Genomic DNA, 19,488 nt, shown 5'->3' with positions numbered 1-19,488 from the left:
CTCCTCCTGCGCCTGCCTAAGGTGAGGGGAGCCGTCCGCGATGAGAGCGCCATGACTTCCCTGCCTTTCGTTTCCCTTGTGCTTCCCCTGTTGCTGCTGGCCGGCTGGGCGGGTTCGGCCGTCTGGCTGACCGGGCGCCAGCGCTATCTGCAACAGCAACTCGACAGCGCCGCCGAGCGCTACGACATGCTGCGCGACGACCTGCAGCGGGCCGAGCTGGCCAACGGTCGCCAGGTGGTGGAGTTGGGCGCCGAGCGCGAACGCACCGCCGCCCTGCAGCGCCAACTGGAGGCCAATCGCGAGCTGGAAGCCGAGTTGCGCCAGCAGACCCGCCAGGCCCAGTTGCAGGCCGCCGAACAACACGCCCTGGCCGAGGCCGCCCGCGCCCAGCTGCAGGGTAGCCAGGAGCAGCTCGCCGAACTGCGCGAACGCCAGCACCGCGAGCAACAGCTGCACGCCGAGGTACAGGAGCGCCATGCGCGCCTGGCCGAAGAGCATGCGACGCTCAGGACCACCCTGGAGCAGAAGGAAGAACACTTCCAGGCGCAGCAGCTGCTGCTGCGCGAGAGTCGCGAGCAACTCAAGCTGGAATTCGAGCAACTGGCCGGACGCATCTTCGACGCCAAGGGCCAGGCCTTCGCCCAGCACAGCCAGCAATCGCTAGATGCGCTGTTGCGGCCGTTCCGCGAGCAGATCGAAGGCTTTCGCGCCAAGGTCGAGGACATCCACCACAAGGATGTCCAGCAGCAGGCGGCCCTTGGCCAGCAACTGCTCGACCTCAAGGAGCTCAACCGCCAGATCACTCAGGAAGCCCATGACCTGGCCACCGCCCTGCGCGGCCAGAAGAAGGCCCAGGGCAACTGGGGTGAACTGATCCTGGAAAATGTGCTGGAGCGTTCCGGCCTGCGCGAGGGTCGCGACTTCGTCCGCGAGCGCAGCTTCACCACCGAGACCGGGCGGCGACGGCCGGACGTGCTGGTCCATCTGCCGCAGAAGAAGCACCTGGTGGTGGACGCCAAGGTGTCGCTCAATGCCTATACCCGCTACGTCAACAGTGAGGACGAAGGCGAGCGTCGCCTGGCCCTGGGCGAGCACGTGCGCGCCGTGGGCGACCGCATCCGCGAGCTGGCCGATCGCGAGTACTTCAGCCTGCCGGGGCTGAATTCGCCGGAGATGGTCTTTCTCTTCATTCCCATCGAATCGGCCTTCGTCGAAGCGCTCAAGGCCGACGAAAGCCTGTTCCAGCGCGCCATCGAGCAGAACGTGCTGGTGGCCACGCCGACCACCCTGCTGACCAGCCTCAACATCGTCCGCCAGCTCTGGCGCTTCGAGGACCAGAATCGCCACACCGCCGAGCTGGCCGAGCGCGCGGGCAAGGTCTACGACAAGCTGCGTACCTTTCTCGGCAGCATGGACGGCATCGGCAAGAGTCTGGACAAGGCCGGCGAAGCCTATCGCAAGGCCTGCGGCCAACTGGTGGGCGGCCCGGGCAACCTGGTCAAGCAGGTGGCCGACTTCAAGGAACTGGGCGTGGCGGTACGCACCGAACTGGACGGTCAGTGGACCGAGCGGGCGGAGCTGGAGCTGACGATGGTCGAGCTGGAAGCCGCGGCCGAATCTTCCAACCAGGGCTGATCTGGCGCTACGGGTTCAGGGGGAGGGCAGGTACGCCTGACCGGTATCAGGCGCACCGGTCAAGACGATAGCGCTTAGTGATGCTCGCGGGTGGCGCGGAATTTGATCTCCGGCCAGCGCTCTTCCATCAGCGCCAGGTTGACCCGGGTTGGCGCCAGGTAGGTGAGGTGACCGCCGCCATCCACCGCCAGGTTCTCGAAGGCCTTGTTCTTGAAGTCTTCGAGCTTCTTCTTGTCATCGCACTCGATCCAGCGCGCCGACCAGACGTTGATGGCCTCGTAGGCGCACTCCACCTTGTATTCTTCCTTCAGCCGGCTGGCGACCACGTCGAACTGCAGCACGCCCACCGCGCCCAGCACGATGTCGTTGTTGCGCTCGGGGAAGAACACCTGGGTGGCGCCTTCCTCAGCCAGTTCCTGCAGACCCTGGCGCAGCTGCTTGGATTTCAGCGGATCCTTGAGCCGCACGCGGCGGAACAGTTCCGGGGCGAAGTGCGGGATACCGGTGAAGCCCAGCAGCTCACCTTCGGTGAAGGTGTCGCCGATCTGGATGGTGCCGTGGTTGTGCAGACCGATGATGTCGCCGGCGAAGGCCTCGTCCAGGTGCTCACGCTCACTGGAGAAGAAGGTCAGGGCGTCGGCGATCTTCAGGTCCTTCTTGATGCGCACGTGGCGCAGCTTCATGCCCTTCTCGTACTTGCCCGAGCAGATGCGCATGAAGGCGATGCGGTCGCGGTGCTTGGGGTCCATGTTCGCCTGGATCTTGAACACGAAGCCGGAAAATTTCTCTTCCACCGGCTCCACCACCCGCTCGTGGGCGGCGCGCGACAGCGGGCGCGGGGCCCAGTCCACCACGGCGTCGAGCACCTGGTCGACACCGAAGTTGCCCAGGGCGGTACCAAAGAACACCGGGGTCATCTCGCCACGCAGGAAGGCCTCGCCATCGAATTCGTGACAGGCGCCCTGTACCAGTTCCAGCTCCTCGACGAAGCGGTCGTAGAGATCGCCCAGGTGCGCGCGGGCCTCGTCGGAGTCCAGCTTGTCGATGGTCTTGGTGGCGATGCGCTCGTGGCCATGGCCGGGGGTGTAAACGTAGATGCGGTCGTCCGAGAGGTGATAGACGCCCTTGAAGTCGCGATAGCTACCGATCGGCCAGGTGATGGGCGCGGCCTTGATCTTGAGCACCGCCTCGATCTCGTCGAGCAGTTCGATGGGGTCGCGGATGTCGCGGTCGAGCTTGTTGATGAAGCTGACGATGGGGGTGTCGCGCAGGCGGCAGACGTCCATCAGGGCGATGGTGCGAGGTTCGACGCCCTTGCCGCCGTCAAGCACCATCAGCGCCGAATCCACCGCGGTCAGGGTGCGGTAGGTGTCTTCGGAGAAGTCTTCGTGGCCGGGGGTGTCGAGCAGGTTGATCATGTGCTCGCGGTAGGGGAACTGCATCACCGAGGTGGTGATGGAGATGCCGCGCTGCTTTTCCATCTCCATCCAGTCGGAAGTCGCATGGCGATCGGATTTGCGCGACTTCACCGTACCCGCGACGGCGATGGCCTGACCCATCAGCAGCAGCTTTTCGGTGATGGTGGTCTTGCCCGCGTCGGGGTGGGAAATGATGGCGAAGGTACGGCGCTTGGCGACTTCGGCGGCCTGGGTGGTCATGGATGAACCTGGGCGGGAAGAAAAAAGAGGGGGCGGAGTATAGCAGAGCGCAGCCCCACCGACTTGGGTCGGTGGGGCTGCCGGGGCTCCGCTCAACGCTGCGGCTGGATGGTGCCGTCGCAGCAGGATGGGGTGCGTTTGCGGCGGACCAGGCGCTTGCCCAGGGCCATGCCCGGGATCTCGATGTACCTGTGGGTCAGGCAGGCGAAGGCGAAGACCACTCCCAGTTCCAGCAGTACCACCAGGTTGTCCAGCACGGGGCTGCCGGTGGCGATGTAGCGGATCATGAAGGGCACCGGCACATCATGGGAGGGCGCCACCACCGTGAGATCATGGTGCAGCAGCTTGCCCAGCACGATGAAGGCGCTCTTGAACACGAAGATCACCGCGGCGTGGCAGAGGTAGATCGAATAGGACAGCACGCCCAGGCGGACGAAGAACCCCTGGTGCAGCACGCTGGAGACCAAGCCGCGCTCGAAGGCGAAGGTAAGAATGGTGACGCAGAACACCAGGGTCGCCAGCACGCCCTTTTTGGGCACCGGCAGATCCGAGGTCATCACCGCGACACCCGCGATCAGGCACGCCAGCTCCAGCAGGGTGCCACCGAATTGCCCCTGATTGTGCTGCTTGATCCAGACATAGAGGCGATAGGTACAGGCGCCGGCGAAAAAGCACGACAGGCCACGGAAGATCTCGGTCTTCAGCGGCAGGATGGGAAACAGCAGCTGCACGAAGGCCAGCAGGGCGATCGCCAGGAACCACTGGCGCTGATGACCCTGGCCCTTGAGTACCAGCAGGCCGAATACCAGATAGAGGTAGTACTCGATGCTGATGCTCCAGGAGGGGTAGTTGAAGGAGCCGGTGATGGCCTCGCCCAGCCAGGATTGCAGCAGCAGCAGATTGGGCAGGAATTGTTCGGGCGCGGTGGCGCCGCTGAAGGCCGGATCGTTGAAGCCGATCCCCAGTTTTTCCGCCAACAGGCGACCGCTCTCCAGCAGCACATAGAGGCCCAGCATGGCCAGGTGCAGTGGCAGGATCCGCGCCGAGCGACTGATGGCGAAGTCGCGATAGTCGTCCAGGGTGCGCAGCCGATTTTCGTAGGTGTGCATCAGCACGAAGCCGCTCAGCACAAAGAAGAATTCGACGAACAGGTAGGCATTGGCTATCAGCGGATTTTCCGAGGCAGCCTGAGCAACATAGGTGTGGAAGAGGACAACGGCGACGGCCAATAGACCGCGAAAGCTATCCAGAGCGACGAATCTTTCCATGGGAATTCCCTGACGGTGCAGCAGGACGAGGCAAGCGGAGGCAGCGCAGCCGCTAGGGGGAAAGAGAAGGGAGCGGAGGGGTGAACGGTGGCATGGCATCCTAGCTCTTGTGGTCGTGCAAGCGTCTTAATAGTCGAACTATTACTTGCTGTAACAATTTGATCGCATAAAGCCAGCAAGTTCTTGCCTGGCCGTCCATGGCCTTGGCTTTTGTGACGGCAATCACCTGTTTTCAGGCAAATCGCTGACGGGTGGCAGTGGGCGCCGTTCGGCTTCGGCCGTGGCGCCCTTGTCTCAGCGAGGACCCAGGTCGGTGCAGTCGGCCGGCTTCACGTACTTCTGCAGCACGGTCCATTGCGGTCGGGGTTTGCCCTTGACCGGCTCGATCGCCAGCGGATAGTCGCCCCAGTTGGGGCCGGCTGCCCAGTACATGGCCGGAATGCATTCCTTGCGCAGACGGGCCAGCAGCCGGTCCATTGCCGCCAGCCAGCGGGGATCGTTGTCCGGTACGCCGAATTCGCCGATATGGCCACGCTTGCCGTGCTGCTTGAGCCAGGCGATGAAGGGCTCGACCCGGCGGATGCCGACGTCCGGGTCGAAGTCGGTCATGTCCTTCTTGAGGTATTTGCCGCCACCGTCGTTGTCGAAATAGACGTGCGCCGAATAGATCAGGTTGTCGGCCGGGTCCCTGAGGCCGAGCAGCTTGGCGTTGTAGCGCGGCCAGAGATAGCTGCTGGACCAGCCATTACCCTCGATCAGGATCGGGCGCGCCCGGTCCACGTCGCGTACCGCATCGATGCCGTGCTGCGCCGCGATCGGCCATTGCTCAACCGCATCGTGGGGCTCGTTCATGATGTCGTAGGCGGCGAGGGCGGGGTGCTCGTGCCAGCGCTGGGCGATCCGCCGCAGGACATCGGCATAGGCCGGGTAGGGCACTGCCGCGCTGCCGATGATCTGCCCGCGGTATCTCATGTAATTGTGCAGATCCAGGATCACGTGCATGCGATAGCGCTTGGCATTGTCCAGGGTCTTATCGATCAGCTTGGCATAGGCAGGATCCAGCGGCTGCCCCAGGCGGGGCTGCAGGCGTTCCCAGATGACCGGGAAGCGGATCACGCGGATGCCTTTGGCCGCCCAGCGTCGGTAGTGACCGGCGTCGGGAAAGAAGTAGTTGGTGCCGGGCTTGCCCGGCAATACATGAGGAGCGAAGCCGGCACCGGAGAAGTTCAGTCCGACCAGATCGGTGGGGAAGTCACGCGTATCGGCACGGGTGGCCGGCACGATGGCCAGGCAGAGGAGAGTGAGCAGGGTCGTGAGAGCGGTTTTCAGGCGTAGCGTCATCGGCAAGGTCCCGGACAGTGACGGAAGACGATAGGAGCACGGGTCACGGTGACCCGATTCGCCATGAGGCCCGAAGAGACGTCAGGAAGTTGCGCTGTATTGCTCAGAAGGTGCGCCAGGCGACGTTAATGCCAGGCGAAAGCCGCAGAAATGCGAGCTAGGTAGGGCTGGGAGTTAGCCTGTGCCAGGACAACGCGGGGTCTAGATCCGGGAGGGACGATCAGCCGAACGGAGGGAAAGGGCATTGGAGCGAGCAATGAACTGCCTGTGACTGCTTTCCATCTTTCCATGGCGCAGGCAGATCATTCGAAAGCGGTCTTTAGCGACGCAGGCAGATTCCAGCCCACTGCTCGGCTTCGCGGCGGGCTGAGGCCTCGTCATCGAAGTCGGCGATCAGGCCACCGTGCGCATACACCACCACCCAGTTTTCCACCTTGGGTTGCAGCAGCATTACGGGGGCAGAGGATAGAACAGCGGAGTCCAACGATGCACAAGCCGTCATGTCATTCATAACGTTCCCTTTGAAGTTAGCTCGGTGAATAGTCTGTTTTTATAGCGGTTCCAGAAACGGCGCTTGGTGCTATCACTGGGCCACCTATTGACCGTGTTATGGCTGAATGATCCCTCAAAGCGTCAGCCACTCGTCGGCATGATAAAGAGGTGCCAAAACATCGGCATCGCACTGGCTCACAGAAAGATGTTTCAGTTATGACCGTACGTCAGCTGAGCTGTGTCACGCTCCACGAAACCGGGCCGGTCTGCCATGGCATCTGTGACAGATGTCGCGTCGAGTCTGCAAAGCAGATAACAGTAAAGGTATTAAATTTATCGTCACATATTCGCCGGCTGCTCTAGCACGCGATTCTCGCTTTTCGCCGGGTATCCGAGCCTCTCGCCTGGGCCTTTCACCCTGTCAAGGTGTGCCGTTTTCCACGATCGGGTTGGCATTGAGCGAGTCTATTGGGTTAGCCTGAAAAGGAGCTGACGAACTATCGACTGCGATGGACGTCAATCTCTTCGGTCGAGGCAAAGCGCCATGTCGCTACGAGAGAGCGACACCTAAGGGCTAGGCAGATCCCGAGATCCGCACCGCCCCGTTGGTCCAGCCGGCATACCCGCTATGCCCTGCTGTGTCTCGACCCTGAACCCGGACAGCCGTCCTGCGCCTCGCCCCTGTCGCGAGGTCCGCACTCGGAAGGCATGCGGCCTGTCCGCCCGTTGAAGGAGCCTGACATGGCGAAGTTCAAGACCCTCCTGCTCGGCTCGGCCGTGGGAGTGGTGATCCTGGCACTGCTGGTGCACTGGATCGGTAGGGATACCCTCAGTACCTATCGCGCGGATCTGCTGTTCTATCTCCAGGCCCACCTCTACCTGGTGGCCGTCTCCATGGTCCTGGCGCTGCTGGTGGGCATTCCCGCCGGGGTATTGCTCAGCAGGCCGCGGTTCGCCCGCAGTGCCGAGCGCTTCATGCAGGTGTTCAACATCGGCAATACCGTGCCGCCGCTTGCGGTGCTGGCCATCGCCCTGGGCGTCGTCGGCATCGGTGACGGGCCGGCGATCCTGGCGCTGTTTCTCGCTTCGCTGCTGCCCATCGTGCGCAACACCTACGAGGGGCTGAAGAACGTGCCGGGCTCGCTCAAGGAAGCGGCCACCGGTATCGGCATGACCCCCACCCAGGTGCTGACCAAGGTGGAGTTGCCCAATGCCGTGCCCATCATCGTCGGTGGGGTGCGGGTGGCCCTGGCGATCAACGTCGGCACCACTCCGCTGGTGTTTCTCATCGGCGCCAACAGCCTGGGCAGTCTGATCTTTCCTGCCATCGCCCTGGAGAACCAGTCACAGCTGCTGCTGGGCGCGGCCGCCACGGCGCTCTTGGCGCTGCTGCTGGATGGCCTGGTGCTGCTCGCCAGTCGCCTCTGGCTGGAACGCGGCCTGGCCCGCTAAGGAGACGAGATGAAGAAGTTGCTTATCGCCCTGGGCGCCGCCTGGTTCGGACTGGCGCTGGCCAGTGGTGCCCAGGCCGAGCCCATCCGCATCGGTGCCAAGGTCTTTACCGAGCAGGCCATTCTCGCCGAGCTCACCGGGCAGTACCTGTCCAGGCACGGCTACCAGCCGGAGATCGTCGGCGGCCTGGGCAGCACCATCGCCTGGAACGGCGTGAAGAACGCCCAGCTCGACCTCACCTGGGAATACACCGGTACCTCGCTGGTGGCCTACAACCATGTCACCGAGCGGCTGGACAAGGACGCCTCCTACCAGCGGGTCAAGGAGCTGGACGCCAAGGTCGGGCTGGCCTGGCTGGCGCCCACCCGCTTCAACAACACCTACGCCCTGGCGCTACCGGAAAAGGTCGCCCAGCAGCATCCCGAGCTGAACAGCATCAGCGACCTGGCCCGGCTGCTCAAGGCCGAGGCCGGCAAGCGCCACCTGACCGCGCTGGACATCGAATTCGCCAACCGTTCCGACGGCCTCGCCGGCCTGGTCAAGGCCTATGGCCTGAACTACACCCGTGACGACATCCGCCAGATGGATCCGGGACTGGTCTATACCGCGCTGCGCAACGGCCAGGTGTTCACTGGACTGGTCTACACCACCGACGGCCGCCTGGATGCCTTCAAGCTCAAGGTGCTGGAAGACGACAAGGGCTATTTCCCCGACTACACCGCCGCGCCGGTGGTGAACGCCGGGTACCTGGCCAAGCACCCGGATCTCGCCGCGTTGCTGAGGCCCCTGGCGGAAAGCCTGGATCAGGCCACCATGCGCCAGCTCAACGCCAAGGTGGACATCGAGCGGCAGACGCCGGCCCAGGTGGCCCGCGACTTTCTTGCCCAGCACCCCCTAAGCGGAGGGCAATGACCCCATGGATTTCGTCACCTCCTTCAATCACATCGACTGGCTGCAGGTCCTCGACCTGACCCGCCAGCACATCACCCTGGTGGGCATCGCCGTGACCCTGGCGATCCTGGTAGGCGTGCCCCTGGGCATCCTCATGACCCGCTACCCCGCGCTGGCCGGACCGCTGCAGGCGGTGGCCACGGTGGTCATGACGCTGCCTTCGATCGCCCTGTTCGGCCTCCTGCTGCCCTTCTACTCCAAGTTCGGCCAGGGCCTCGGTCCGCTGCCGGCCATCACCGCGGTGTTCCTCTATTCGCTGCTGCCGATCCTGAGAAACACCTACCTGGCGCTGACCAGCGTCGAGCCCGGCATCCGCGAGGCGGGTGCCGGCATCGGCATGACCTTCTGGCAGCGCCTGCGCATGGTCGAGCTGCCCATCGCCTTGCCGGTGATCCTCGCCGGGGTACGCACCGCCGTGGTCATGAACATCGGCGTCATGACCATCGCCGCCACCATCGGTGCCGGCGGCCTGGGCGTGCTCATCCTCACCGCCATCAGCCGCAGTGACATGGCCACCCTCATCGTCGGCGCCGTGCTGGTCAGCCTGCTGGCCATCGTCGCCGACCTCGTCCTGCAGTGGCTGCAACGCCGCCTCACCCCGCGCGGCCTGCGCAGCGCCCTTTAAGGAGCCCCAGATGATCGAACTCGACCGCCTGACCAAGACCTTCAAGCAGCACGGCAAGGACGTGACCGCGGTGGATGCCGTGAGCCTCACCGTGGAAGAGGGCCAGATCTGCGTCTTCCTCGGCCCCTCCGGCTGCGGCAAGACCACCACCCTGAAGATGATCAACCGCCTCATCGAGCCCACCTCGGGGCGGGTGCTGATCAACGGCGAGGACACCACCGGCATCGACGAGGTGACCCTCAGACGCCATATCGGCTATGTGATCCAGCAGATCGGTCTGTTCCCCAACATGACCATCGAGGAAAACATCACCGTGGTACCCAAGCTGCTGGGCTGGGACAAGAAGAGGTGCCGCGAGCGCGCCACCGAGCTGATGAGCATGGTGCAGCTGGAGCCCAAGCAGTACCTGTCGCGCTATCCACGCGAACTGTCCGGTGGCCAGCAGCAGCGCATCGGGGTGATCCGCGCCCTGGCGGCCGAGGCGCCGCTGTTGCTGATGGACGAACCCTTCGGTGCGGTGGACCCGATCAACCGCGACGCCATCCAGAACGAGTTCTTCCAGATGCAGCGGGCGCTGAACAAGACGGTGATCATGGTCAGCCATGACATCGACGAAGCCATCCGCCTGGGCGACAAGATCGCCGTGTTCCGCGGCGGGCGCCTGGTGCAGTTCGATCATCCGGACACCCTGCTGGCCCATCCCAAGGATGAGTTCGTCAGCAACTTCGTCGGCCAGGACAGCACCCTCAAGCGGCTGCTGCTGATTCGTGCCGAGGACGCCGCCGACAACGCGCCCGCGATCCAGGCCGAGACGCTGATCGGCGATGCCGTGGAATTGATGGAAGAGCACGATCGCCGCTACCTGGTGGTGACGGATGCGGCCAACAAGGGCCTGGGCTACGTGCGCCGCCGCGACCTGCGCGGTCAGAGCGGGCCGGTGGCGCCCTTCGTCACCCCGTTCAAGGCCACCGCGGCCTTTGACGAGCACCTGCGCATCCTCTTGTCGCGCATGTACCAGTTCAACACTTCCTGGCTGCCGGTGCTCAGCGCCGACAAAGACTTCCTTGGCGAGGTCACCCAGGAATCCATCGCCGACTACCTCAGCAGTGGTCGTTCGCGGGGCAAGACCACCATCGTCTCGCCCGCGGAGCAGGTGGCGGGGTAGGGCACGGGAAGCCTATCGGCGCAGAGGCTGTTCAAAGGCTCGCGAGCTAGAGCCAAACAAGGCGAAAAGACCTGAGGAAGCGGAGTTTACGAATTGTAAATGAGCATTCCAAAGGCCTTTTCAACGCAGTCTGGCCGACGCGCAGCAGCCTTTGGATAGGCTCTCAGGGGCGGATCTCGATCATAGTGCCGTCCTTGACCAGCCCCCAGACCTCGCGCATGTCGTGGTTGGTCATGGCGATGCAGCCCTCGGTCCAGTTCAGCGAGTTGAAGTACCACTCCGGGTACTCCTCGTCGATGGGGGTGCCGTGCAGCATGATCATGCTGCCGGGACGCACGCCGGCCTGGCTGGCGCGCGCCAGGTCCTCACGATTGGGATAGGAAATGTGCATGGCCAGGTTGAATTTGTCGCTGGTCTTGCGCCAGTCGATCCAATAGAAGCCTTCCGGGGTGCGCTTGTCGCCCTCGCGCAGCTTGGGGCCGCGGGGATTCTTGCCCAGCGAGATGCGGTAGGACTTCATCACGGTGTCGCCGCTGAGCAGTTGCAGCTGATTGCGCGACTTGATGACCAGCACCTTGTCGATCAGCGGCGCGGCCGGCTGGCGGATCACCGTGACGCTGGTACTGGCCTGGGCCAGCTGGGGAAGCAACGAACCGCACAGCACATAGCAGAGCGCCAACAACAGGTGCAACGGACGCATGTCGAGAAGATCCTCGGAAGAGCTCAGAGCCTGTTCAAGGTCTCGCGAGCAGACGTTGAACAGGCCCTTAGGCAGGCTTGGGTGCGACCACCATGGGCGCCATGCCCTCATGGCGCAGTGAAAACTCGCCGCGGCGGCGGTCAGCGAAAAAGCATTCTAGTGTTCGCTTGATGGTCGGAAAAGCCAGAGACGACCAGGGGATGTCGGCTTCGTCCAGAAGGCGCACGTCCAGGCTTTCCTCGCCGACGCCAAAGCGTCCGTCGACCAGCTCGCCGCGGAACAGCATGTAGATCTGGTCGATGTGCGGCAGATCGAAGAGCGTATAGAGCTCCAGGTCCTGCACCTGCGCGCCGGCTTCCTCGAGGGTCTCGCGGGCGGCGGCCTCGGTGGTGGTCTCGCCGTTTTCCATGAAGCCTGCCGGCAGCGTCCAGTAGCCCTTGCGCGGCTCGATGGCGCGCTGGCAGAGCAGCACCCGGCCTTCCCAGGTTGCCAGACAGCCGGCCACCACCCGTGGGTTCTGGTAATGCACCGCGCCGCACTGGCTGCAGACCAGGCGCATGCGGTTGTCGCCCGCGGGAATGCGTTCTTCCAGCAGGCCGCCACAGTGGTTGCAATGCTTCATGATTCATCCTCGTTTTGCTGCAGTGTGCCGGGGCGATCGCGGGCCTCGCAAGCGATGGCTGGGCTTGGGATTGCCCGGCGGGCGTGCCATGATCCAGGGGATACGATGAGCAAGGGAGAATTCCGGCGTGGATGAGTTGCTCCAGCGCCTGCGTCACTATCGGCCGCGCACCCTGAGCGGCACCGAGAACCATCAGGAAGCGGCGGTGCTGGTGCCCATCATTCGTCGCGAGCATCCCGAATTGCTGCTCACCCTGAGGGCCAGCAACCTGTCCACCCATGGCGGCGAGGTGGCCCTGCCGGGCGGCCGGCGCGATCCCGAGGACGTCGATCTGATCGCCACCGCCCTGCGCGAGGCCGAGGAAGAGGTCGGGCTGCCGCCAGGCCTGGTGGAGGTGATCGCGCCCCTGAGTCCGCTGGTGTCACGCTACGGCCTGGCGGTGACGCCCATCGTCGCCCTGATTCCCGATCAGCTCGAATACGTCCCCAGCGAAGCCGAGATCGCCGCGATCTTTACCGTGCCCCTGCAGTTCTTCTGCGAAGTGCCGCCGGACTACACCCTCAGGGTCGACCACGACGGCCTGCGTTGGCAGGTGCCCAGCTATCAGTATGGCGAGCACCGCATCTGGGGGCTGACGGCAGTGATCATCGTCGAGCTGGTCAACCTGCTGTACGACGCCGGTATCGTGCTCAAGGCACCGCCCAGGCGGGATTGAGCGGTAGGCTCTGTACGAAAAGTCGCCGAGCGAAGGTCAGGCGAGGAGAAAAGCGCTGAGGAAGCGAACCGTGCTCGCGAACGAGTTTACGAGTGGTAAATGAGCATTGCGACGGGGCCGCCCAGGCCGGGCTGGCGATCCAGGCGTTTTTCAACGAAGCATCACCGAGCGCAGGCCTTTTCGTGCAGAGCCTAGCGACAAGGTAAAGGCACATGCCAAGTCGGACGTTAACGGGCACAATGCGCGGCCATTCGAGGGAAGCCGCATGACCACCGCCAATTCACCCGTGCGTTCGCCCTGCGTCCATGTCTGTGCCCTGGACGAACAGGACATCTGCATCGGCTGCCAACGCAGCGCCGCCGAGATCACCCGCTGGATGTCCATGAGCGACAGCGAGCGCCGCGAGGTGCTGCTGCGCTGCGACGAGCGGGCGCGGGCGGGCGGTGCGGCCTTCCTGACCTGATATCAGCCGGAGAGATCTGTCATGCCCCGTATCGGTACCCCCCTGTCCCCCAGCGCCACCCGCGTGCTGCTCTGCGGCTCCGGCGAACTGGGCAAGGAAGTCGTCATCGAGCTGCAACGTCTGGGCGTCGAGGTTATCGCCGTGGATCGCTACGCCGATGCCCCGGCCATGCAGGTCGCCCACCGCAGCCACGTCATCGACATGCTCGACGGCGCCGCCCTGCGCGCGGTGATCGAGCGCGAGCAGCCGCACTTCATCGTGCCGGAAATCGAAGCCATCGCCACCGCTACCCTGGTGGAGCTGGAAGGCGAGGGTTACACCGTGGTGCCCACTGCCCGCGCGGCCCAGCTGACCATGAATCGCGAAGGCATCCGTCGCCTCGCCGCCGAGGAGCTGGGCCTGCCCACCTCGCCCTATCACTTCGCCGATACCTACGAAGACTACGCCGCCGCCGCCGAGGCGCTGGGCTATCCCTGCGTGGTCAAGCCGATCATGAGTTCCTCGGGCAAGGGCCAGAGCCTGCTGCGCAGCGCCGATGAGCTGCAGGCCGCCTGGCAGTACGCTCAGGAAGGCGGTCGCGCCGGCAAGGGCCGGGTGATCGTCGAGGGCTTCGTCGACTTCGACTACGAGATCACCCTGCTGACCGTGCGCCATGTCGGCGGCACCGCCTTCTGCGCACCGGTCGGGCATCGTCAGGTCAAGGGCGACTACCACGAGTCCTGGCAGCCCCAGGCCATGAGCGACAAGGCTCTGGCCGAATCCGAGCGGGTCGCTCGCGCCGTCACCGAGGCCCTGGGCGGTCGCGGCCTGTTTGGCGTGGAGCTGTTCGTCAAGGGCGACCAGGTCTGGTTCAGCGAAGTCTCGCCACGTCCCCATGACACCGGTCTGGTGACCCTGATCTCCCAGGACCTGTCCGAATTCGCCCTGCACGCCCGCGCTATCCTCGGTCTGCCGATCCCTACCATCCGCCAGTTCGGCCCCTCGGCCTCGGCGGTGATCCTGGTGGACGGCGAGTCGCGGCAGACCGCCTTCGGCAACCTCGGCGCGGCCCTGGCCGAACCCGACACCGCGCTGCGCCTGTTCGGCAAGCCGGAGGTCAAGGGGCAGCGGCGCATGGGCGTGGCCCTGGCTCGCGACGAAAGCATCGAGGCGGCGCGCGCCAAGGCCGTGCGTGCTTCCCAGGCGGTGAAGGTCGAGCTGTAACGCCGTCTCGCGCCACGAAAAAGGGCCCTGCGGGGCCCTTTTTCATGCGCTGAAGAATCTACAGTGACTGATCGCGGGTTTCGCGCATGCAGAGCACCGCCAGCAGGCTGATGGCCGCCGCCGCCGAGACGTAGCCGCCCACCCAGCTCAGGCCGCCGGCTTCCACCAGTTGCTGCGCGGCATAGGGCGCCAGGGAGGCGCCAAGGATGCCGCCCAGGTTGTAGGCCGCCGAGGCGCCGGTGTAGCGCACCTGGGTCGGGAAGATTTCCGGCAGCAGGGCACCCATGGGGCCGAAGGTCATGCCCATGAGAAACAACTCCAGCGCCAGGAACAGGCCGACCGCCTGGCTGGAGCCATGGGTCAGCAGCGGCTCCATGGCGAAGCCCGACAGCAGGGCGGCGATGGCGCTCACCGCCAGCACTGGCTTGCGGCCGAAGCGATCCGCCAGCCAGGCCGACAGCGGCGTGGCCAGGGCCATGAACAGCACCGCGATGCACAGCAGGCCGAGGAATTCCTGCCGGCTGTAACCAAGATTCTTCACCCCGTAGCTCAGCGAGAACACCGTGGAGATGTAGAAGAGGGCGTAGCACACCACCATGCTCAGGGCGCCCAGCAGCACCGCCTTGCCGTGCTTGCCGAAGGTTTCGACCATGGGTAGGCGCAGTTTCTCGCGGCGGGCCATGGCCTCGGCGAACACCGGTGTCTCGTGCAGCGACAGCCGCACATAGAGGCCGACCACCACCAGCAGCGCGCTGAGCAGGAAGGGAATGCGCCAGCCCCAGGCGCGGAATTGCTCGTCGTCCAGCAGCAGCGCCAGAGCCAGGAACAGGCCGTTGGCCATGAGGAAGCCGATGGAGGGGCCGAGCTGGGGGAACATGCCGAACCAGGCGCGCTTGCCGGGCGGGGCGTTCTCGGTGGCCAGCAGCGCCGCACCACCCCATTCGCCACCCAGTCCCAGGCCCTGGCCGAATCTCAGCAGACACAGCAGGATGGGCGCCCAGACGCCGATGCTGGCGTAGCCGGGCAGGAGGCCGATCAGGGTGGTGGAGATACCCATCAGCAGCAGCGAGGCCACCAGGGTGGACTTGCGGCCGATGCGGTCGCCGAAGTGGCCGAACAGCAGCGAACCCAGGGGGCGCGCCAGGAAGGCGATGCCAAAGGTGATGAAGGCGCTGAGGGTCTGGGCCATGCCCGAGCCCTGGGGAAAGAACACCGGGCCGATCACCAGGGCCGCGGCCGTGGCATAGACATAGAAGTCGTAGAACTCGATGGCGGTGCCGATGAAGCTGGCGGTGGCCACGCGGGTGGGGGAATTGCGCGGCACGGAAGTGGGCGCGTCGAAGGCGGCAGCGGTTGTGGACATGCAGAGATACCGGGCAGTCGTTCTTGTAGGAGGCGTCTGCCGGAGCGGCCTGATGGGGCAGCGGCTGTCCGAGGATGAGGACGGGCGTGACGACCTGTTATGACGTGCCGGGCGCGACCTGGCTGTTGGCCGGGTCGCGCCGAACGTGGTTCGGTCGCCTGATTATGCGGGTAGTGGAATGACGACTGTCAACGATGCAGGATGAATTCCCGCACCAGCTTGCTCCCGAAGTAGGCCAGCATCAGCAGGATGAAGCCCAGCAGGGTCCAGCGGATCGCCCGGTGGCCGCGCCAGCCCAGCCGATTGCGCCCCCACAGCAGGATGCCGAACACCACCCAGGCGATGCAGGAGAGCACCGTCTTGTGCACCAGGTGCTGGGCGAACATGTCCTCGACAAAGAACCAGCCGGAGATCAGCGACAGCGACAGCACCACCCAGCCGGCCCAGAGAAAGCCGAACAGCAGGCTTTCCATGGTCTGCAGCGGGGGAAAGCTGCGGATCAGGCCGGATGGATGCTTGTTCTTGAGCTGGCGATCCTGGATCAGCAGCAGCAGCGACTGCAGCACCGCCAGGGTGAAGAGGCCGTAGGCGATGATCGACAGCAGCACGTGCACGACGATCTTGGGCGAGACGTCCAGCGGGGTCACGGTGCCGGGCGGTACGAATTCGGCCAGCAGCGCGGTGATGGCGCCGAGGGGATAGATCAGCACCAGCAAGGGTTGCAGCGGCATGCGCAGGCAGCCGATCAGCATCAGGGCGATGGCGGTCGCCGAGATCAGACTGGAGGCGTCGAAGAAGTCCAGGCTGAGGGTCGGTTCGAGGATCAGCTGCAGATAGACGGCCAGGGCATGGGGCAGCAGGGCCAGGATGCCGGCGCCCAGGACCAGGGGCTTGCTCGACGGCTGTTTGCGCAGCAGGCAACTGCCCTGGTAGAGGGTCGCGAGTAGATAGAGGGCAGCGGCCAGGAGGGTGGGCAGCAGGGCGTGCATGGTCCGGTTTCAGCAGAGCGGAAAGCAGGCGAGTGTGGCACAGACAGGGCGGTACAGAAAGTCCGAGCCACGCCCTGGTGCTGGCTGGCTGGCTGGATCGGGCGAACCCTGGCCGCTGTCGGGTGGTCCCATGAAGTACATATCTAGAAGAGGTCGCGACCATGCTTAAATTTCTCGGCGGTACCATGGGCATCATCTTTCTGATCGGCCTGGTGGTGGTCATCGGCATCTTCTCGCTGATTTTCTGATCCCGTCCCCTCGGGCACCGGCCCTGATGCCGGTGCCTGTCCTTGCTTCCTCAGCTGCTCGCCAAAGCGGGCGCTGCTGACGGATTCACGCGGTAACCGGCCCCAGCGGCTATCCCTGGTCAGGCGGTCTTTCGTTATACTTGTCGGTCAGCCGCCGTTTCTGCCCTGGATGTCCGCATGTTCGAGAATCTCACAGACCGCCTGTCCCAAAGCCTGCGCCACATTACCGGCAAGGCCAAGCTCACCGAAGACAACATCAAGGACACCCTGCGCGAGGTGCGCATGGCGCTGCTCGAGGCGGACGTCGCCCTGCCGGTGGTCAAGGAATTCGTCAACCGGGTCAAGGAGCGGGCGGTCGGCACCGAGGTGTCCAAGAGCCTGACCCCGGGCCAGGCCTTCGTGAAGATCGTGCGCGCCGAACTCGAAGCCATCATGGGCGCGGCCAACGAAGACCTGGCGCTCAACGTGGCGCCGCCGGCGGTCATCCTCATGGCCGGTCTGCAGGGCGCGGGCAAGACCACCACCGCGGGCAAGCTGGCGCGCTTCCTCAAGGAGCGCAAGAAGAAGACCGTCATGGTCGTCTCCGCCGACGTCTATCGTCCGGCCGCCATCAAGCAGCTGGAAACACTGGCCGGGGAGGTGGGGGTCACCTTCTTTCCCTCCGACATCAGCCAGAAGCCGGTGGAGATCGCCCAGGCCGCCATTCGCGAAGCCAAGCTCAAATTCATCGATGTGGTGATCGTCGACACCGCCGGTCGTCTGCACATCGACAGCGAGATGATGGCGGAGATCCAGCAGGTCCACGCCGCCACCAAGCCGGCCGAGACCCTGTTTGTGGTCGACGCCATGACCGGTCAGGACGCCGCCAACACCGCCAAGGCCTTCAACGACGCCCTGCCGCTCACCGGCGTGATCCTGACCAAGGTCGACGGTGACGCCCGTGGCGGTGCCGCCCTATCGGTCCGCCACATCACTGGCAAGCCGATCAAGTTCATCGGCATGGGCGAGAAGAGCGAAGCCCTCGATCCCTTCCACCCGGACCGTGTCGCTTCGCGCATCCTCGGCATGGGCGACGTCCTCTCGCTGATCGAGCAGGCCGAACAGACCCTGGATCGCGAGAAGGCCGACAAGCTGGCCAAGAAGCTCAAGAAGGGCAAGGGCTTCGATCTCGAGGACTTCCGCGATCAGCTGCGCCAAATGAAGAACATGGGCGGCCTGGGTTCGCTGATGGACAAGCTGCCGACCATGATGGGTGGCATGAACATCCAGCAGATGGGCAACGCCCAGGGCGCGGCGGAAAAGCACTTCAAGCAGATGGAAGCCATCATCGACTCCATGACCCCGGCCGAGCGCCGCGATCCGGAACTGATCAGCGGCTCGCGCAAGAAGCGCATCGCCCTGGGCTCCGGTACCCAGGTGCAGGACGTCGGCCGCCTCATCAAGCAGCACAAGCAGATGCAAAAGATGATGAAGAAGGTCACCGCCAAGGGCGGCATGGCCAAGATGATGCGCGGCATGGGCAGCATGTTCCCTGGCGGCGGCATGCCCAAGATGTGATTTTCCGGTGCCGCCCGTCGCCAGATGGCCGGCATTGGAAAGGGCTCTGCGTGGGGCGTTGGCACCAGTGCTGATGCACCTTCGCGAGCGATGAGGCTCCGCTGTCGGAGTCTCCAGGCTGCCGCAATGCCGAGGGCACCGTTTAAAGCCATTGGCAAACCGGGTGACAGCCCTTAGAATATGCGGCCTTTCGGGCCATGTGGCCCAGTGTGCCCACAGCTACAAGCACCGACTACAGGAACGAAGTTCAATGGTAACCATCCGTCTAGCCCGTGGCGGCTCCAAGAAGCGCCCCTTCTACCACCTGACCGTGACCAACAGCCGCAATGCGCGTGATGGTCGTTTCGTCGAGCGCATCGGTTTCTTCAACCCGGTGGCCAGCGGCGCAGAAATCCGTCTGTCGGTGGACCAAGAGCGTGCCAGCTACTGGCTGTCGCAGGGCGCCCAGCCGTCCGAGCGCGTCGCTCAGTTGCTGAAGAGCGCTCAGGCTACCGCCTGAAGACCATGAGTACGCCGACCTCCGCCCCCGACCTGGTGGTCCTGGGCAAGATAGTTTCGGTCTTTGGCGTACGTGGTGAGCTCAAGATCTACTCCTTTACCGATCCGCTCGACAATCTGCTGGACTATCGGACCTGGACGCTGCGGCGCGAAGGCGAGACCCGGCAGGTCAAGGTGCTCGGCGGTCGGTTGCACGGCAAGGTCCTGACGGTACGGCTGCAGGGCCTGGACGATCGTGAAGAAGCCCGCCTGATGGCCGGTTTCGAGATCTGCGTGCCGCGTAGTGAATTACCCCAGCTGGGCGCCGGCGACTATTACTGGCATCAGTTGGAAGGTCTCAAGGTGATCAATCGCGAAGGCCAGTGGCTGGGTGTGGTGGATCATCTGCTGGAGACCGGGGCCAACGACGTCATGGTGGTCATGCCCTGTGCTGGCAGCCTCGACGATCGTGAGCGTCTGTTGCCCTATCTGCCCGACCAGTACGTGCTGGCGGTGGATCTGGCCAAGGGCGAGATGCAGGTCGACTGGGATGCGGATTTCTGA

At 64.4% G+C, this 19,488-nt stretch carries 19 protein-coding genes; 11 read left to right on the top strand and 8 right to left on the bottom strand.

The annotated features are described in order from the left end of the window. The first annotated feature begins 51 nt into the window (after positions 1-51). Positions 52-1,635, top strand: a complete 1,584-nt coding sequence (rmuC, locus tag FEZ61_RS13555) for a DNA recombination protein RmuC (RefSeq protein WP_173149043.1) — start codon at positions 52-54, stop codon at positions 1,633-1,635. 74 nt (positions 1,636-1,709) lie between these two features. Here the strand turns inward: rmuC and FEZ61_RS13550 are convergent, their stop codons facing one another. From FEZ61_RS13550 to FEZ61_RS13535, 4 genes are all read right to left on the bottom strand, one after another. After that, positions 1,710-3,293, bottom strand: coding sequence for a peptide chain release factor 3 (locus tag FEZ61_RS13550; RefSeq protein ID WP_064307861.1), 1,584 nt, complete (start codon positions 3,291-3,293; stop codon positions 1,710-1,712). Positions 3,294-3,385: 92 nt separating this feature from the next. Continuing rightward, positions 3,386-4,561, bottom strand: coding sequence for an acyltransferase (locus tag FEZ61_RS13545; protein ID WP_173149041.1), 1,176 nt, complete (start codon positions 4,559-4,561; stop codon positions 3,386-3,388). A gap of 294 nt (positions 4,562-4,855) precedes the next feature. Beyond that, positions 4,856-5,902 (bottom strand): glycoside hydrolase family 5 protein, encoded by a 1,047-nt coding sequence (locus tag FEZ61_RS13540; RefSeq protein ID WP_160923872.1) that lies wholly within the window; start codon positions 5,900-5,902, stop codon positions 4,856-4,858. A 319-nt stretch (positions 5,903-6,221) separates the two neighbouring features. Beyond that, complete coding sequence (locus FEZ61_RS13535; RefSeq protein ID WP_158891359.1) at positions 6,222-6,413, bottom strand: hypothetical protein; 192 nt, start codon at positions 6,411-6,413, stop codon at positions 6,222-6,224. Between the two features lie 722 nt (positions 6,414-7,135). Between FEZ61_RS13535 and FEZ61_RS13530 the strand changes: the two genes are divergently transcribed. The 4 genes from FEZ61_RS13530 to FEZ61_RS13515 are packed head-to-tail and all read left to right on the top strand — an operon-like array spanning position 7,136 to position 10,587. Further along, positions 7,136-7,846 (top strand): ABC transporter permease, encoded by a 711-nt coding sequence (locus FEZ61_RS13530; protein ID WP_017640809.1) that lies wholly within the window; start codon positions 7,136-7,138, stop codon positions 7,844-7,846. 9 nt (positions 7,847-7,855) lie between these two features. Further along, positions 7,856-8,758: a glycine betaine ABC transporter substrate-binding protein gene (locus tag FEZ61_RS13525; RefSeq protein ID WP_017640808.1), complete on the top strand. Its 903-nt coding sequence runs from the start codon at positions 7,856-7,858 to the stop codon at positions 8,756-8,758. 4 nt (positions 8,759-8,762) lie between these two features. After that, positions 8,763-9,422: an ABC transporter permease gene (locus FEZ61_RS13520; RefSeq protein WP_068383475.1), complete on the top strand. Its 660-nt coding sequence runs from the start codon at positions 8,763-8,765 to the stop codon at positions 9,420-9,422. A 10-nt stretch (positions 9,423-9,432) separates the two neighbouring features. Further along, on the top strand, positions 9,433-10,587 hold the full coding sequence (locus FEZ61_RS13515) for an ABC transporter ATP-binding protein (protein ID WP_017640806.1): 1,155 nt from the start codon (positions 9,433-9,435) through the stop codon (positions 10,585-10,587). 163 nt (positions 10,588-10,750) lie between these two features. Here the strand turns inward: FEZ61_RS13515 and FEZ61_RS13510 are convergent, their stop codons facing one another. Next, positions 10,751-11,287, bottom strand: a complete 537-nt coding sequence (locus tag FEZ61_RS13510) for a L,D-transpeptidase family protein (protein ID WP_017640805.1) — start codon at positions 11,285-11,287, stop codon at positions 10,751-10,753. A gap of 67 nt (positions 11,288-11,354) precedes the next feature. After that, on the bottom strand, positions 11,355-11,909 hold the full coding sequence (locus FEZ61_RS13505; protein WP_017640804.1) for an NUDIX hydrolase: 555 nt from the start codon (positions 11,907-11,909) through the stop codon (positions 11,355-11,357). A 127-nt stretch (positions 11,910-12,036) separates the two neighbouring features. Here FEZ61_RS13505 and FEZ61_RS13500 point away from each other — a divergent pair, with 127 nt between their 5' ends. From FEZ61_RS13500 to purT, 3 genes are all read left to right on the top strand, one after another. Next, positions 12,037-12,624, top strand: coding sequence for a CoA pyrophosphatase (locus tag FEZ61_RS13500; RefSeq protein ID WP_173149039.1), 588 nt, complete (start codon positions 12,037-12,039; stop codon positions 12,622-12,624). Positions 12,625-12,889: 265 nt separating this feature from the next. Then, on the top strand, positions 12,890-13,087 hold the full coding sequence (locus FEZ61_RS13495; RefSeq protein WP_017640802.1) for a DUF1289 domain-containing protein: 198 nt from the start codon (positions 12,890-12,892) through the stop codon (positions 13,085-13,087). 21 nt (positions 13,088-13,108) lie between these two features. Further along, a complete protein-coding gene (gene purT, locus FEZ61_RS13490; RefSeq protein WP_173149037.1) occupies positions 13,109-14,290 on the top strand; it encodes a formate-dependent phosphoribosylglycinamide formyltransferase in 1,182 nt (393 codons plus the stop codon). A 58-nt stretch (positions 14,291-14,348) separates the two neighbouring features. Here the strand turns inward: purT and FEZ61_RS13485 are convergent, their stop codons facing one another. Together FEZ61_RS13485 and ccsA are read right to left on the bottom strand one after the other, a co-directional pair. Then, positions 14,349-15,653 carry an MFS transporter gene (locus FEZ61_RS13485; RefSeq protein ID WP_017640800.1) on the bottom strand — a complete coding sequence of 435 codons (1,305 nt, stop codon included), beginning with the start codon at positions 15,651-15,653 and terminating at the stop codon, positions 14,349-14,351. 188 nt (positions 15,654-15,841) lie between these two features. Continuing rightward, positions 15,842-16,642, bottom strand: a complete 801-nt coding sequence (gene ccsA / locus FEZ61_RS13480; RefSeq protein WP_017640798.1) for a cytochrome c biogenesis protein CcsA — start codon at positions 16,640-16,642, stop codon at positions 15,842-15,844. Positions 16,643-17,067: 425 nt separating this feature from the next. On the opposite strand from ccsA, the gene ffh reads away from it, so the two are divergent. The 3 genes from ffh (at position 17,068) to rimM (ending at position 19,488) form a co-directional block, all read left to right on the top strand. After that, entirely contained in the window at positions 17,068-18,447 is a 1,380-nt protein-coding gene (gene ffh, locus FEZ61_RS13475) for a signal recognition particle protein (RefSeq protein ID WP_007160953.1), read from the top strand. Positions 18,448-18,697: 250 nt separating this feature from the next. Continuing rightward, a complete protein-coding gene (gene rpsP / locus FEZ61_RS13470) occupies positions 18,698-18,946 on the top strand; it encodes a 30S ribosomal protein S16 (RefSeq protein ID WP_017640797.1) in 249 nt (82 codons plus the stop codon). 5 nt (positions 18,947-18,951) lie between these two features. Continuing rightward, the gene (gene rimM / locus FEZ61_RS13465) at positions 18,952-19,488 is read left to right on the top strand and encodes a ribosome maturation factor RimM (protein ID WP_064307868.1); all 537 of its coding nucleotides are present in this window, start codon (positions 18,952-18,954) and stop codon (positions 19,486-19,488) included.

The organism is Pseudomonas sp. MS15a(2019), from assembly GCF_013277805.1.
Taxonomy (GTDB): Bacteria; Pseudomonadota; Gammaproteobacteria; order Pseudomonadales; family Pseudomonadaceae; genus Chryseomonas; species Chryseomonas benzopyrenica.
This window is presented reverse-complemented; position numbering and strand designations above follow the sequence as displayed.

Bases quoted from the DNA above. Each gene is read 5' to 3' on its own strand.
- purT (WP_173149037.1), top strand. From the start codon at position 13,109: ATGCCCCGTATCGGTACCCCCCTGTCCCCCAGCGCCACCCGCGTGCTG.
- FEZ61_RS13545 (WP_173149041.1), bottom strand. From the start codon at position 4,561: ATGGAAAGATTCGTCGCTCTGGATAGCTTTCGCGGTCTATTGGCCGTC.
- FEZ61_RS13530 (WP_017640809.1), top strand. From the start codon at position 7,136: ATGGCGAAGTTCAAGACCCTCCTGCTCGGCTCGGCCGTGGGAGTGGTG.
- ffh (WP_007160953.1), top strand. From the start codon at position 17,068: ATGTTCGAGAATCTCACAGACCGCCTGTCCCAAAGCCTGCGCCACATT.
- rimM (WP_064307868.1), top strand. From the start codon at position 18,952: ATGAGTACGCCGACCTCCGCCCCCGACCTGGTGGTCCTGGGCAAGATA.
- FEZ61_RS13525 (WP_017640808.1), top strand. From the start codon at position 7,856: ATGAAGAAGTTGCTTATCGCCCTGGGCGCCGCCTGGTTCGGACTGGCG.
- rmuC (WP_173149043.1), top strand. From the start codon at position 52: ATGACTTCCCTGCCTTTCGTTTCCCTTGTGCTTCCCCTGTTGCTGCTG.
- ccsA (WP_017640798.1), bottom strand. From the start codon at position 16,642: ATGCACGCCCTGCTGCCCACCCTCCTGGCCGCTGCCCTCTATCTACTC.
- rpsP (WP_017640797.1), top strand. From the start codon at position 18,698: ATGGTAACCATCCGTCTAGCCCGTGGCGGCTCCAAGAAGCGCCCCTTC.
- FEZ61_RS13535 (WP_158891359.1), bottom strand. From the start codon at position 6,413: ATGAATGACATGACGGCTTGTGCATCGTTGGACTCCGCTGTTCTATCC.
- FEZ61_RS13495 (WP_017640802.1), top strand. From the start codon at position 12,890: ATGACCACCGCCAATTCACCCGTGCGTTCGCCCTGCGTCCATGTCTGT.
- FEZ61_RS13540 (WP_160923872.1), bottom strand. From the start codon at position 5,902: ATGACGCTACGCCTGAAAACCGCTCTCACGACCCTGCTCACTCTCCTC.
- FEZ61_RS13485 (WP_017640800.1), bottom strand. From the start codon at position 15,653: ATGTCCACAACCGCTGCCGCCTTCGACGCGCCCACTTCCGTGCCGCGC.
- FEZ61_RS13510 (WP_017640805.1), bottom strand. From the start codon at position 11,287: ATGCGTCCGTTGCACCTGTTGTTGGCGCTCTGCTATGTGCTGTGCGGT.
- FEZ61_RS13550 (WP_064307861.1), bottom strand. From the start codon at position 3,293: ATGACCACCCAGGCCGCCGAAGTCGCCAAGCGCCGTACCTTCGCCATC.
- FEZ61_RS13520 (WP_068383475.1), top strand. From the start codon at position 8,763: ATGGATTTCGTCACCTCCTTCAATCACATCGACTGGCTGCAGGTCCTC.
- FEZ61_RS13505 (WP_017640804.1), bottom strand. From the start codon at position 11,909: ATGAAGCATTGCAACCACTGTGGCGGCCTGCTGGAAGAACGCATTCCC.
- FEZ61_RS13515 (WP_017640806.1), top strand. From the start codon at position 9,433: ATGATCGAACTCGACCGCCTGACCAAGACCTTCAAGCAGCACGGCAAG.